Annotated in this window: 9 protein-coding genes; 4 read left to right on the forward strand and 5 right to left on the reverse strand. The window is 48.6% G+C overall.

Annotated features, from left to right (window positions below; genetic code table 11):
- Positions 1-32: 32 nt before the first annotated feature.
- Positions 33-2,906 carry a PD-(D/E)XK nuclease family protein gene (locus tag GCU44_RS17705; RefSeq protein WP_154858216.1) on the reverse strand — a complete coding sequence of 958 codons (2,874 nt, stop codon included), beginning with the start codon at positions 2,904-2,906 and terminating at the stop codon, positions 33-35.
- A complete protein-coding gene (locus GCU44_RS17710) occupies positions 2,907-6,110 on the reverse strand; it encodes a UvrD-helicase domain-containing protein (protein ID WP_154858218.1) in 3,204 nt (1,067 codons plus the stop codon).
- Positions 6,111-6,270: 160 nt separating this feature from the next.
- Between GCU44_RS17710 and GCU44_RS17715 the strand changes: the two genes are divergently transcribed.
- Positions 6,271-7,047: a YdcF family protein gene (locus GCU44_RS17715; protein WP_154858220.1), complete on the forward strand. Its 777-nt coding sequence runs from the start codon at positions 6,271-6,273 to the stop codon at positions 7,045-7,047.
- A 25-nt stretch (positions 7,048-7,072) separates the two neighbouring features.
- Here the strand turns inward: GCU44_RS17715 and GCU44_RS17720 are convergent, their stop codons facing one another.
- Genes GCU44_RS17720 through GCU44_RS17730 form a run of 3 tightly spaced genes read right to left on the reverse strand, consistent with a single transcriptional unit; the run spans position 7,073 to position 9,309 of the window.
- Entirely contained in the window at positions 7,073-7,531 is a 459-nt protein-coding gene (locus tag GCU44_RS17720) for a CBS domain-containing protein (RefSeq protein ID WP_154858222.1), read from the reverse strand.
- A 59-nt stretch (positions 7,532-7,590) separates the two neighbouring features.
- The gene (locus tag GCU44_RS17725; RefSeq protein ID WP_154858224.1) at positions 7,591-8,355 is read right to left on the reverse strand and encodes a copper homeostasis protein CutC; all 765 of its coding nucleotides are present in this window, start codon (positions 8,353-8,355) and stop codon (positions 7,591-7,593) included.
- 6 nt (positions 8,356-8,361) lie between these two features.
- Complete coding sequence (locus tag GCU44_RS17730; protein ID WP_394366499.1) at positions 8,362-9,309, reverse strand: isoaspartyl peptidase/L-asparaginase family protein; 948 nt, start codon at positions 9,307-9,309, stop codon at positions 8,362-8,364.
- A 308-nt stretch (positions 9,310-9,617) separates the two neighbouring features.
- Here GCU44_RS17730 and GCU44_RS17735 point away from each other — a divergent pair, with 308 nt between their 5' ends.
- The 3 genes from GCU44_RS17735 to GCU44_RS17745 all read left to right on the forward strand — a co-directional run bounded on the left by GCU44_RS17735 (position 9,618) and on the right by GCU44_RS17745 (position 14,273).
- Positions 9,618-10,862 (forward strand): ROK family protein, encoded by a 1,245-nt coding sequence (locus tag GCU44_RS17735; RefSeq protein WP_092178051.1) that lies wholly within the window; start codon positions 9,618-9,620, stop codon positions 10,860-10,862.
- Positions 10,863-10,877: 15 nt separating this feature from the next.
- Entirely contained in the window at positions 10,878-13,205 is a 2,328-nt protein-coding gene (locus tag GCU44_RS17740) for a PIG-L family deacetylase (RefSeq protein WP_154858228.1), read from the forward strand.
- A gap of 168 nt (positions 13,206-13,373) precedes the next feature.
- Complete coding sequence (locus tag GCU44_RS17745; RefSeq protein WP_154858230.1) at positions 13,374-14,273, forward strand: ROK family protein; 900 nt, start codon at positions 13,374-13,376, stop codon at positions 14,271-14,273.
- The last annotated feature ends 43 nt before the right edge of the window (positions 14,274-14,316 follow it).

Raw genomic sequence — 14,316 nt, forward strand, 5'->3', positions numbered from 1 at the left:
AAACATTTTCGCCCAATATCGAAAGTGCCTGCCTATCTGGAACATATTTCTGAAAACGGGCAATAGGTACATTTTGTCAGGTCCCCGGTCTGATCAAAGGGCTGACCGGGATCAAAAATCTCCGCGAGCAATTCCGTGAGTCCGGCAATAAATTCCTCCCGGTAATCCGCATAATTGGTGACTTCTCTTTTTTGGCTACGTGGTACTTTTTCCAGCAAATACGGAGAAAAATCCTCCTTAAAAATTTCCCGCAGGTTAAACAGTGCCGGCTTCAGCGGCAACTCATTCTCCGGATGCCTGGATTCGTAAAGCAATCCATAAAACAAGGTTTGCATCACCGCTTTGTTTCGGGAGGTGTCCTCCCTGTCAAAAAGGCTTGAAATACCGGAAAACTCCTTTTTATCGGCCCCAGACTTGTAGTCGATCAGGCGGATGGTTGACCCTACGCGGTCCACCCGGTCAATGATTCCTCCCAAATTGACCCAAACGCTACCCGAAGGGGTGTCGACCAGCAATTTTGCCTGGTATTTTTTATTCCCTTCCAGCGAAATAATGGTAAAAGGGGCCGTAATGCGGTCCTGTTCCAGAACTCCCGCCAGGTATTTTTGCAGCACATCCCGAGCAATGGTCAATTGACCGTTCAGTTTCATAGCCGCCCCTTCTTCCACAAAATACTGCGATCGGATTGCTTTCTCCACAGCAGGCCCGATGTATTTTTTTAACGAATCGATATCGGATGCTTCCACCCGGCTTCGGTCTTTCCTGCCGATAAACCCGGTATACAGGTTTTCCAGCGACTGATGAACCAGGTTTCCAAAAACTGCAGGATCTACCGCTTCCTGTACCTCCTCTGGTTCATCCAGCCCAGCAATGTAGGTAAGGTAAAACTTAAGCCTACAATCCAGGTATCGATTGAGCGCCGAAGGGGAAAAGGCCGTTCCTACCTGATCGCTTTCGCTGCGATCGGTGTACCGTTCCAGAACCTTCAAAATGTGGGGATCTTTCTCAATGGTGATGGGGCTTGCTTTTGTTAAACTTACCGGTACGTGCACCAGGCGGTCCTTTTTTTGTACACCCGCTTGATCCATTTCGATCTGCAGTTGCTGAATGTACCGGCTTTTTTCGCCCACCTGTCCCTGGGCAGCTGCGGTGGAATAAATCAGATGTACCTCCTCCGCCCGGTGTAGCAGCCGGTAAAACGTATAGGCATAGATCGCATCGTTTTGTTCCTGGACGGGCATTTGGAACGCACGCCTTAGGTTATAGGGAATAAGGGTATCCATGGTCCTGGAGGGCGGGAAACTTCCCTCATTCATCGAACAAATGATGACCCGTTTAAAATCAAGATTTCGGGTTTCCAGCACGCCCATCACTTGAAGACCTTCCAGGGGCTCACCCTCAAACGGCAACCGTGTTTCCGCAAATACCTGGCGGAAAAGTTTGATAAAAAAACCAACACTTACCTCCTCTTTGACCTCGTTTTCAAATAGCTCCCGGAGTCGATTCATCTGTTTATAGCACTGAAACAGATAGGTGCGCTCCATGCTGTTTTCGTCCATAGAAACAGCCAATTCACGAATCCAGTCCATGACCACCTCCAGGATCGTATCCGAGTGCAGCTGCTGAAAAATGTGCGCAAAGATTCTTCCCCCCTTTTGAAGCGCTTCGGCTGGGTAATATATGGAATTTGTCCGAACCAATTCGTCGAGCAGGTGCTCCGTGAAATCGGGCGCCACCCCCCGAAGGTATACGTTATTGAGGAGTTCTTTTAGCGGCTTGTGGTAAAAAACCAGCACGCCCTCCTCCAATTTGGCGTACCGCTGAAGCTCTAGCGCCGCTTCCAGGAAGGTATACACCGGCGTTTGCTTAACCGGATAGCCCATCGTGACATTTACGCGATTTACCTGATCCGGAAGCACGTTCAATAGCGGAAATAATAGTTGCTCCTCTGGTAATATCACCACCGTTTCTTCCCAACACTCCTCCCCCTCAAGTGCACCCAACAGCCCGGCCACCAGATTGGCCTGGTTAATCTTCAAGGGAACGGTGTAGGTCTGGATGCTGGCGTTTTGTTGTTGAATGTGCCGGGGAATGGGATTGGGAAACGTGGGACCAAAAACTGGATCTTTTAGGTATTGCCGAAAAAAAAGACCCGCCTCCTGTTCAGGTTGGTCCAGGTAGTACGCGTCTACGTCCCAAAAAATCTCGGCCCCAAAATACTTCACTGCATGCTTAATGAGTGTTTCTTCCGCCGCTGTAAATGCATTGAATCCTACAAATACCAGCTGCTCGGCAGGTTTCTGAATACTTTCCAGACCCGACGCCACCTCCCGGTAGATTTTTCCGCTATAAGCCAGGCCCTGACGTTCGATCGAAGCGTTAAATCGGGTATACAAGGGATGGAGCATGTCCCAGAATCGTAAAAATTTCTCCTGATGATGCCGGTCCCTACCCTCAAATGAGGCCCAAAATTCCTGTATCAATTTCACTTGCTCGGGACTCAGAAAACTCCAGTCACTCTCGAGTATTTTTTGTTCCTTCAGGTTGGTAAATAGTTTTTGTGGATCAACTAAAAACTGGTCCAGGTCATTGAAATCCTTTAGGATCATTTCTCCCCAAAAATAGAACCGGTCAAAACTCTCCTCCCGCTGGGTCAAGCTGCGAAACTGCTGGTACAATTCGTAAATCAAGGTCAACTTGTCCGCCGGCTTTTTTCCTGCCCACTGGTAAAACAAGGATTCAATGGTGATTATTTCCGGCATCCATACGGGTGTATCGACCAATTGGCTAAGGTACCGGGTAAAGAACAGGCCTGCTCTGCGGTTTGGTAAAATAACTTGTACCCCTTTCAAATCGCCTTTGCTGTCCAACAAACGGGCGGCTGTCTCTTTTAAAAAACTATTCATCTATGTCAATTTGATTATGGAACCGGACTCTAAGTAACAGATATATCCAATGACCGTGTTGCCGGGTTCAAGTTTCCGGATTAAGTCCATGTACCCCTGCACCTGATCCCTGTAGCGGTCTACTTCCTTTCCCGTTTTGAAATCCACAACTTCCACAAGGTCCTCCTTAAATACCAAGCGATCGGGCCGTTTGCTGCCACCACCTGGAAGCAAAATTCCCTGCTCCGTCAAAATTTGGTAACTTTCATCAAACCAACCATTAAATTCGGGAACCTGACAGAGGTGGTTGAACTGTGCCTGTAACGTCTCCCGTTCGGCTGCATCCACCGATCCATCAAAATACAACGCATCCAATTCCAGGAAAAAATCCCGTTTGGTTTTGGATTTTTCAATCAATGCATGCACCAGCTGACCAAAATTACGCCGGCTGAAAACCCCCGACTCATCAAAACTACCCACAACCTGCCGTACCTGCAGGCTGTCTTCCCAGGGACGGTAGTTCCAGGCCATCTTCTCCTGCGGTGGTGCTACCAAACCGGATGTACCTCCTGCATCGGGCCATTTACCCAGTTCAAAGGTCATTTTTTCGTCGTCGAAATAATCTGGAAAATCCACTGCCTCTCCTCCTCCCCGAAGGGCCATCGCCTGCAATAGCAAGTCCGCTACCGTTGTGAGATTGCTGGATGACTGGTTTTTCTGGGGAGCCAGTCCCCATATCACCTCCTCTGCCCGCGTAAATGCCACGTAAAGCATGTTTAGGTTATCCAAATGACTCAACAAGGATTCCAGTCGGTACACCCCTGCAAATTCAGAATTGAGTAAACCCTTCCGAATGGTCAATGGCATGACTACCGGCGGCATCCCCGGCTCCCACGGATACTGCGTCCACACAATGGAGTCCTTTACCGTATCGAAAAGCTTCCAGTCCAAAAAAGGCAACACGACGACTTTAAACTGGAGGCCTTTTGATTTGTGGATGGTGAGAATCCGGATTGCATTGTGGGTATCCGGCAACTTTACCGTGCGTTTGTGTCCATGAAGCGCCCACCATTCTAAAAAATTACCCAAATCGGCCCTGTTTTTGGCGACAAAATCATAAACGGATTCTTTTAAACCCGACAAGTAGGCCCGTTCTTCCAGCGCTTCGTTAAAGCCCAGCAAGTCAATCAAAGCCTCCAGCAAATCCAATAAGGGAAGCCGTTTAAATCCCTCCATTTTCGCATAAAACGCTGTTTCATGACCGGCAAATGGTGCAGGCAAGGCACCCGTTAGGAAGAAGTCCGGAGACAATGCCTGCTGTTTGGCACGCGCCCATTGCACCCAAAGGTTGGTTTTGGCCAGGTCCTCGCTTGGATCACTGACAAGTTTTAAAGCCGCCAGCAAACACCTAACCACAGCGGATTTATTCAAAAACAAGGCCTCATCCGAAATGACATCGTATTTTTTATCCGGATGTTGGTGGCCATGAGCCATCAGAATATCGGCGATTTGCGCTGCCTGCCCGTTTTTTCGCACCAGTAAGGCAATGTCTTTCAACTGGTACCCCTTCGCCAATAACTCGTCGATCATTCCCGGTAGGGCTTCCAGGGCGGTCTCCGAAAAATTCCGATCGTTTTCCGGCACTAAAAATTCGAGCTTCACTTTTCCAGACTTACCCTTGGCTAGTTGCCGGGGCGACACCTTTTGGTGAATTTCCGCGTAGGCCTTGGCGATCAAAATACCCATGTCCTCTCCGAGGTCTTCCGACAACGCTGCCTCGAGCAGTCCGGAAAGCCCCGAAAACAGGCTGTTGTTGAATGCAACCACCTGCGGCAAACTACGAAAATTGGTGTCCAATTGGTTAATTTCCAATCCAAAATGCCCGGTATCGCGTTCCACCTGCTCCATCAGCAGACGCATCTCCCCTCCGCGCCAGCGGTAGATTGACTGCTTTACGTCTCCTACGATGAGGTTGGTATTTCCCATGGAAAGGGAATTGAGAAGCAGCGGCCGGAAGCTTTCCCATTGAAATCCGGAGGTGTCCTGAAACTCATCCAGTAAAAAATGCCGGAAACGGTTCCCTACTTTCTCGTAAATAAACGGGGCATCGTTTTCTGCCGTGATAGAACGGAGAAAATCGCTTGCTTCTGAAATTAGTAGAATATTTTCCTCCTCCTTTAACGCATTCAGCTCTTCCAATAAATAGCCAAACAGACCGAAGACGTAGAGGTTTTTACTCATGGCATCCAGGGTATTCCATTTACCTCTCAGGGGCTCAAATCGGGCAAAAATTGCCGCAAGCCCCTCCCGGTTTGCCGCGATAATCGCGGCTTTCTTCGTACTGGTCTTCGTATACCAGGTATCGGGGTCGGGAATATTATCTTTTTGGGAGTCGGAGAGCTCCGGTACCGGATTGGAGGGAATGCCCAGTTTTTCTAGCTGATGGGCAAACGACCGCTGCCCCCCCCTAAAATCCGTCCATTCCAAACCGTGACGTTCGCGTATTCGCTGTGCTTCGGCTTTCAATTCCACTGCCTCCGATACGACCAATCGTTTTTGGCGATGCAGGTATTCGCCAAACTTTTTCAGGTTTTCGGGGCCCTCCAGAAACGTTTTGATCTCCGGCTGTGCACGCTTAAAATCTTCCTGAAAAATCTTCTTTCCGAGGTCAAAGATTGCCTTTTTTGTATCCCAGGTTTTCCCTTCCTGTATTTTGTGAAGGGAAAATGCCACCAACCAGCGGTGCAAATCCGGCTCGTCTACCACGCGTGTCATGAGTCGGTCCACGATTCTTTCCATGACGCGGTCCAGGTCCAACTCCACGTCGTATTTTGCCTGCAAATCGATCTCGCGTGCGAAAGCCCGAATTACTTGCTGAAAAAAACTGTCAATGGTGCTTACTGAGAAAGCAGCGTAATCGTGGAGGATTGCCGTCAGCGTTGCAGCAGCCCGGGCGGACAATTCAGCCGGTGCCAATGCCCATTTTGCCATGAGGTCCTGATCCATTTGCTGGGTTTCGTCCACCTTCCCCCGTAGCCGAAGCAGTTCTTCCAGGATCCGTTCTTTCATTTCCTGCGTGGCTTTGTTGGTAAAGGTCACCGCGAGTATTTGCCGGAATGCCAGGGGATTTGCGAGTGCCAACTTGAGGTAAGCTGTCGTCAGCGTGTAGGTCTTTCCAGAACCTGCCGATGATTTGTAGAGCTGAAAGGGAGTAGGAATTGCCATAAAAAAGCCGGAAGTAGTTGCACCAACAGGCCACACGCAGGGGCAGCCAGACCAAGCGTTGAAGTTAAAAAGAAAAACAACCGGTGGCAGCTTATTTTAGGATATTTTTATTAATTAGTGTCCCCTAAGACATGTGAATCACCGATAACTCCCTGCTGGTATGTTTTTTTTTATTTCGCAAGTGGCCAGTTTTCTAATCATGCCATTCTCTATCTGCCTGGCGATGCTAGTGTCAGGCCTTGTATTTATACGCAAAGACTGGGGAAAGCAACTGATTATGGGCGGAACCGCACTCTTGCTGTTTTTCTCCAATAGCTACGTTTCCAACCGGCTGATGCATGCCTGGGAACCCGAGCCCAGGCAATTTGAAGGGCTTCCCGAATACGATGTGGGCATCGTGCTGACGGGCGTAACGCTTATCGACAAACTGCCGAAGGATAGGACATTTTTCAACAAGGGGGCGGACCGGGTGACACATACGATCCAGCTATACAAAATGGGGAAACTGAAGAAAATTTTGATCAGCGGAGGACTTGGATTTTCTCCCATTCACCCCAAATCAGAGGCAGCATCTCTGGCGGAATTCATGATTTGGGCGGGGGTCAAAAAATCCGATCTGATTTTGGAAACCGAAGCCAAAAACACCCGGGAAAATGCCCTTTTCAGCCACCGTACCCTGCAAGAAAACGGATATGAGGACTTCCCTTCCACCAAAATCTTGCTAATTACCTCTGCCTTTCACATGAAACGAGCAAAGGCCTGTTTTGTGAAAACAGGCCTTTGTCCGGATACATTTCCTACCGATTACTACAGTTCGTCACCAAATCTGACCAGCAAATCCTTGATAGAGCCAAGTATTCACTCCATTTCGATCTGGCATGTTCTGGTGAAAGAATGGGTGGGACTGTTGGCTTACCAAATGGCCGGGTACATCTGACAGGTCAACACCCCGCCGCTTCGTCTTACCAGGTGGAAGCCTTCAACTTGGGCATGGCCCGTACGATATCGCTGACACTGATTTGCCCAATGAGGTTCCCATCTTTGACCACCGGAAACCGGCGAATTTTGAGCGTCAGGAACCGATCTGCTGCATCGAATATGGAAATGTCTGGAGGCAAGGTTCGCACGTCCTTCGTCATGTGTTCGGCCACTGCTGCCGGAAACTTCGGGGTATTCGTGTATTGCCCCTTGATGATTTCTTTCAGGCAATCCCCTTCTGAAATCATCCCAACCAGCTTACCTGTCTCGTCTACCACAGGAGCGCCTGAAATTCGCTTTCTCGTCAGCACACGGATCACAAAATCGATGGAATCTTCGGGGCGAAATGTGACCAAATTGGTTGACATGTAGTCGCTTACCAATATGGGCTGATTACTCGGTTTGATAGGGGCTTCCCGCACCCCCTGAAAACTCTTTACCATACGTTATAGGGTTTATTGAATACATAATATACCACTACAAACGGGTATTCACAAATTTTTCAGGATAAATCCCTCGTAAGGTCGTCCAATGCTTCCCGAAACGAACGGACGAGTGCCGGGTCAACGGTTAGGATTTTTCTTTCCATTTCATCCAAAAGAGACAGCCTGACCGGGGCATCCGGTGGCACGCTATCCGACGGCCGCAGCATCTTGCAGGAGCGGTGCACCTCCCGAAGCTGACCGGTGCGGGCCAGGGGAGCAAGGTTTTTCGTAGCCAGGCCTCCTCCCGGCATGACAGTGATTCGTTCTCCAGCGTGAGTCAATACCTCCGCTAAAACCGATAAACCTTCCGAGACGGTGTTGCTTCCGCCCGAAGTGAGGATCCGTTTAAAACCCAGGGAACTGATACGATCCAGAGCGGTCAGCTTGTCTGGAATTAGGTCAAAGGCACGATGAAAGGTGCAGGGCTTGCCTTCGGCCGCATTAATCAGGGCGGCACAGGCCGTTTCGTTTACCGCTCCGGAAGGGTGCAACACACCCAATACAAAGCCATCGGCGCCCAATCCCCCCAGGATCCGGATGTCCTCCCCCATGGCCTGTAGCTCGTACCGGGAATAAACGAAATCTCCGCCCCGAGGCCGAATCATGACAAATACAGGAACTGCTACATGCGCTTTGACGACCTTCAGCAAACCGGCACTCGGACTGGTCCCCCCTTCTCCAAAATCCGCACACAATTCCAGCCGATCCACACCGTTGGATGCCGCCAGAATGGCTGCTTCCAGGGTGTACACAGGCGCTTCGAAAACGATTCGTTTGTCCATCAATTTCTAGTTAAACCAACTCCCTGCATCGATCAGCGACCTGCCGTTCGCATGGTGTTGGGCAAAATTAAATCCGGGACGGATGGCATAGCCTCCAAAACTCCCCTCTTTGTTCAACGCAAGAAAGCCAATCTGTGTGGAATCCAGGTTTTTACTTTTTGCAACCGCTCGTCTGACGGCCTCTTCACAGGCTTCCTGAGGGGTTCTTCCCTGTCGCATCAGTTCCACGATCAAAAACGCCCCACAGATTCGGATGACTTCTTCTCCCAAACCGGTCGCAGTGGCGGCGCCAACTTCGTCGTCCACGAAAAGGCCGGCACCGATAATCGGACTGTCGCCAACCCTTCCGTGCATTTTGTAGGCCAGACCACTGGTGGTGCAAGAGCCGGCAAGGGATCCCGTTTCGTCGAGGCCAATCATCCCAATGGTATCGTGGTTTTCAATATTGATAATGGGTTGGTATTTTGCGTTTTCTTTCCACCGTTCATAGGCCTTTTCCGCATTGGGGCTGAGCACTTCCTCTTCCAGGGGCATCCCTTCTGCGATCGCAAACTGCCGGGCTCCCTCTCCCGCGAGTAATACGTGCGGCGTATTCTCCATCACTTTTCTTGCCAGGGAAATGGGATGTTTGACTTGCCTGACAAACGCCACGGCGCCACAGGACCCGTCTCCTTTCATGATGGAAGCATCCAGCGTGACAATCCCCTCCCTATCCGGTAGGCCTTGTAAGCCCACCGATAAATTACTCAGATCGTTTTCGGTGACCATCACACCTTGCTCTACCGCATCCAGGATGGATCCACCAGTCTCCAACACCTCCCAGGCTTTGTCATTTGCTGGCATGCCGTGATTCCAGGTGGATAAAATGTGGGGCTTATATGCAGTAGTTTCCGCTGTTTTCCCCGACAGGTTTCTGGCAATTCCCGCCAATGGAACCGTTGCAAGGGTTGACATTACCGAATGTTTGATAAATTTTCTTCTGCCTTTCATGATTGTTCACAGAGTTGATTCGTCTATAGGTTACAGTTCAGAACAAACATGATAAAATATTTTCAAAAAATAGCTTGGCTTTATATATTTTTATAAATAACTTAACTTTTCTTTAGCTGATTCATCCATGCCTAATAGGTAAGTTAGCATGGATTACTAAAATACATAAATCTGAACCCGACAAAACTCCCGATTGAAGGTTAAATAATTTTTTACATGAAGTTGTGGTTGTTTGGTAAAATTTTTTATTAATTTGCATTAAAATCATTTCAATGAATCTGATAGACCCAAAAATAGTACTGGAGAAAAAAGAAGGAGTCGTAGAAATAAAAAACTACATCAATAAGCTAAAAATCGTTAAGGAACTGTACACCCTGGGCAACAATACTGCCAGCAATATTTGCCAGCTAGTGGGGATCAGTTTGCCTACAGTCAACCTGTTGCTTACCGACCTGTTGGAGGAAAATATCGTTGTAAAAGAGGGTCGGGGGCAATCGCAAGGAGGGCGAAAACCGGATTTATACGGTTTGGCTCCGGATTCGTTTTTTATTTTAGGAATGGACCTCAGCCGGTACGGCGCCAAAGCGGCGGTTTACAACACCAAAAATGAAAAAGTTACCAAAGTAAAAACCGTAAAGCTGCCTTTGAACAACGAGCCGGATACCTTGGACAGGATTCACGAGTTTGCCCGGGACGTTATTCAATCTTCGGGAATACCGGATGAAAAAGTCATAGCGGTAGGCATTAGTATGCCCGGTCTGGTAGACAGCGTAGCCGGTGTCAACCACACCTACCTCAAATCGGGAAAGAAATCATTAACGGCACAACTGGAAGCCAAGTTTGAACGCAAAGTCTTCATCGAAAACGACGCCCGGGCAAAAACCCTTGCCGAATTTAAGTTTGGCAACAAAAACACCCATAAAAACGTCCTGGGGATATTTGTTGACTGGGGCATCGGTCTTGGAATCATTATCGACGAAAAACTCTACCGGGGCTATTCTGGCTTTGCAGGTGAGTTTAGCCATTCGCCGCTTTTTGACGCAAAGGAGATCAGTTGTAGTTGCGGCAAGAGGGGTTGCCTGGAATCCGTCGCTTCCGGAGGTGCCGTGGTCCGCCTTGCCAAAGAAGCCATCGCTCTGGACAAAGATTCCATTCTGGCACGTCTATCGGAAGGAAAAGAAGAGAACCTGGAACCCGCCATTGTGGTAGAGGCAGCCATGGCCGGAGACCAGCGCGCCATTAGCATTCTGTCCGATGTAGGATTAGACCTGGGCCGCGGTATCGCTATTCTCATACAGTTGTTAAATCCAGAACTGATAATTTTAGGAGGGGCTATTGCGGAGGCCAATCAGTACATTACCACACCCATCCAGCAGGCTTTGAATATATACAGCATGGCAAAACTTCGGGAGAAGACATCCATCGAGTTATCTAAACTAGGCAAAGAGGTGGGCTTACGCGGCGCCATTGCCATTGTCAACGAACACATCTTTGAGGACACCATCCAATCGCACTAAAAAAGAAAAAAGCATATGTTAGCAAATTACCCACTTTCCAAAACTGAACAGGCGTTTTTTAAGGATTCTGAAATAGAAACCATCACGACCAGAATCCCCTACCTGACCGTCGATAATTTTCCAAAATTGGGATTACTTACTGCTTGCCGGTTTTTAGAATGGGTTTCAACCAACCCAGAAGGTGTTATCAGCCTACCTACCGGCAAAACTCCCGAGTATTTCATCAAATGGACCCAGTTTTTGCTGGACAATTGGGACAAGAAAAAAGGGTTGGAAATTCGAGAAAAATACGGACTAAAAGACTGCAAGAAACCGGTATTAAAGGATTTGCAATTCGTACAAATAGACGAATTTTACCCCATTTCTTCCCAGCAGAAAAATAGTTTTTACCACTATGTAAATAAGTTTTACATCGAAGGATTTGGCCTGGACCCGAAAAAAGCCCTGTTGATCAATTCCGACGAAATACCATTGGCAGAAGGGAAATCTTACCGCGAGGTATTTCCGGATTCCAAGGTAGACTTGTCTCTCCGGGTTAGGGCGTACACCACGCCTCTAGAGAAATTGCAGCAGGAATCCATCTACCTTATCGACCAATGGTGCGGAGACTACGAAGCCCGAGTCCGGGAAAAAGGAGGTATCGGTTTTTTTGTGGGAGGCATTGGTCCCGACGGGCACATCGCTTTTAACACCAGAGGCTCGGACATTTTTTCGACCACCCGGCTTACGGAAACGAATTTTGAGACACAGGCGGTAGCCGCAGGCGACCTGGGAGGAATCGAAATCTCTGCCAATCGTCTCGTAATCACCATCGGTTTGGACACGATAGTGCACAACCCCGAGGCCGTAGCAATCATCATTGCGGCAGGGGAAGCCAAAGCTCCCATTGTAAAGGAATCGCTGGAACGCTCCATGACAAACGTGTACCCCGCCACGGTGCTTCAAAAACTAAAGAATGGACGGTTTTACATAACGAAAGGGGCTGCTTCCAAGCTTACGGACAGCACCGATCAGTACTATTTTACCGGAAAGTGGACCGATACCAAAACGGAACGGGCCGTTCTGGATCTGTGCAAAAAAATTCAAAAATACGGACACCGCATTACCCTGGAGGATTTAAAAAACGACAAATACACCAGTCAAATACCAGACTTGAACGAAAACACCGTCAAAGAGGTCATCGAGCGCATTAGCGGGAAAATCGACAAAGGAATGGAGGAAGAAAAAAACGAGGTCTTCCTACATACCGGTCCGCACCACGACGATATCTCCCTCGGTATTCTGCCGCAAATCACCAAACAACTGCACGAAAACACCAATCAGGCGCATTTCGCCGTGCTTACGTCGGGATTTACGGCGGTGACCAATTCCTTTGTTATCGACACCCTGAAAAGCACCAAGAAATTTCTGGACGAAGGCCGCATACAGATGGTGAAATTCGACGACTTCTACGAGTCCGGATACAAGCTGAAAATGGATAAGGATGTCTACCACTACCTGACCAACGTGGCTTCCGAAAATGCGGAGGAGCGCTTGAGGGGTTTGTGCCACCGGGTAGTGCGCGCCATTGTGTTTACGTTTGGTATCAAAACTACCATGCAGCTACGGGAACAAATCAATGAAATCATCACGGTGCTGAAAAATTCCTACGATGGGGAGAAAAACCCGAAAAATATCCAAACGCTCAAAGGCATGATACGGGAGTTTGAAGAGGAACTGGTCTGGGCTCATTTTGGTGTTCAGGTCAAAAATGTCCATCACCTACGTCTTGGATTTTATACCGGGGATATCTTTACCGAGCAGCCGGATAAAAAACGGGATGTGGAACCCATACTGAACATGCTTCGGGAAATCAAGCCCACCAAACTCAGCCTCACCCTGGATCCGGAAGGAAGTGGACCAGATACCCATTACAAGGTATTGCAAGCCACGGCGGAGGCCGTTCGGCAATGGAGTCTGGAAGAGGATTTAAGTGGTTTCAAGATTATTGGATACCGAAATGTTTGGTTTAAATTTGACGCGGCAGAATCAAACGTGATCGTGCCCGTTTCCCTGGGAGACATGTCGGTCATGGAAGATTCCTTTTCCAATTGTTACCTGAGCCAGGTAAACGCCTCCTTCCCAAGCTATGCCCACAATGGCAAATTCAGTACTTTGGCGCGCAGAACCTGGGTCAATCAATTAAGCGATGTGCAACTGCTATTGGGTAAAAATTATTTCTACCAGCACCATACCGCAAAAGTAAGGTCCAGCCATGGACTGATCTTTTTCAGGGAAATGGGCGTAGAAGAATTTCTGGTGGAAGCCCGTGAATTGGAAAAATCCACCGAGGGAATGCTTTGATCCTTCCCCCAACACGGCTTACTCCGCAGGTAGGTGTAACACCTGCGGTCATTTTTCCCCTTTGTGGTTCCCGCGGATGATCCGGGGGAATCCGTAGGGGAAGAATACCGGGAACTCCGGGCTTCTCTAACAACTAAAATCGGGAAAAACCCGAAAACCATTCGTACAATGAAAGCAAATAACATGGTTCTTGGATTGGATATCGGGGGTACCAAGATTAGCTCCGGAATGATCCGGGATGGAAAACTATCGGAAAGAAAAGAAACCCGCACACCGGCCAGTTTGCCACAGGAAGAAATACTGGATGCTATATCTACCCAAATTGAGCATTATACCCCATTCGGTTTCAAATCCATTGGCATTGGGATCCCGGGATTGGTAGATCCGATCGAAGGAATCGTGTACAACCTGGCCAACATCCCGTCTTTTCAAAAAGTTAACCTAAAGGCCTATTTGGAAAAAAAATTCAATGTACCGGTGGTGATCAACAACGATGCCAACTGTTTTGCTCTCGGCGAATACAAATTTGGCCCGGCGCGTGATCACCGGCACGTGATCGGCATCACGCTGGGCACCGGGATCGGTACGGGAATCGTTGCAAATGGCCACCTTTACACCGGAAGGCTTTGCGGCGCCGGAGAATGGGGAGGCGTCCCCTACCTGGAACATACATTTGAAGACTATTGTAGCAGCAAATTTTTTAAAAGGGAGTTTAAGCAAAGTGCCAAAAAACTGGCAATAAGTGCCGAAAACGGCGCGCAGGAAGCCCTGGATATTTTTAAGGCGTATGGAAATCACCTGGGACAACTGATTTATCGATTGCTTTTGGCCTATGCACCCGAAGCAATCGTGATCGGAGGGTCCATCCGAAAGGCATATCCCTTTTTTGAAAAAGGAATTCAGGATGTTATCGATCAATTTCCCTACAAACCCATTTCTGAAAATCTTAAAATTTACGTTTCCGAATTGGACGATTCGGCTATTTTGGGCGCCATTTCCCTGGTGAAAGAAAATGAATTTCTGATAAAAGGAGAAGCCCCGGTAGGCAGCAGCACCTTTATCGCCTGATACGTTCCGGGTTTCGGGCTGGCTTCCTACACCCAATCCTCGC

This window comes from Cyclobacterium xiamenense, assembly GCF_009467825.1.
GTDB classification, from domain to species: domain Bacteria; phylum Bacteroidota; class Bacteroidia; order Cytophagales; family Cyclobacteriaceae; genus Cyclobacterium; species Cyclobacterium xiamenense.

Coding starts and splice junctions, on each gene's coding strand:
- GCU44_RS17705 (WP_154858216.1), bottom strand. CDS start 2,906: ATGAATAGTTTTTTAAAAGAGACAGCCGCCCGTTTGTTGGACAGCAAA.
- GCU44_RS17710 (WP_154858218.1), bottom strand. CDS start 6,110: ATGGCAATTCCTACTCCCTTTCAGCTCTACAAATCATCGGCAGGTTCT.
- GCU44_RS17715 (WP_154858220.1), top strand. CDS start 6,271: ATGTTTTTTTTTATTTCGCAAGTGGCCAGTTTTCTAATCATGCCATTC.
- GCU44_RS17720 (WP_154858222.1), bottom strand. CDS start 7,531: ATGGTAAAGAGTTTTCAGGGGGTGCGGGAAGCCCCTATCAAACCGAGT.
- GCU44_RS17725 (WP_154858224.1), bottom strand. CDS start 8,355: ATGGACAAACGAATCGTTTTCGAAGCGCCTGTGTACACCCTGGAAGCA.
- GCU44_RS17730 (WP_394366499.1), bottom strand. CDS start 9,309: ATGTCAACCCTTGCAACGGTTCCATTGGCGGGAATTGCCAGAAACCTG.
- GCU44_RS17735 (WP_092178051.1), top strand. CDS start 9,618: ATGAATCTGATAGACCCAAAAATAGTACTGGAGAAAAAAGAAGGAGTC.
- GCU44_RS17740 (WP_154858228.1), top strand. CDS start 10,878: ATGTTAGCAAATTACCCACTTTCCAAAACTGAACAGGCGTTTTTTAAG.
- GCU44_RS17745 (WP_154858230.1), top strand. CDS start 13,374: ATGAAAGCAAATAACATGGTTCTTGGATTGGATATCGGGGGTACCAAG.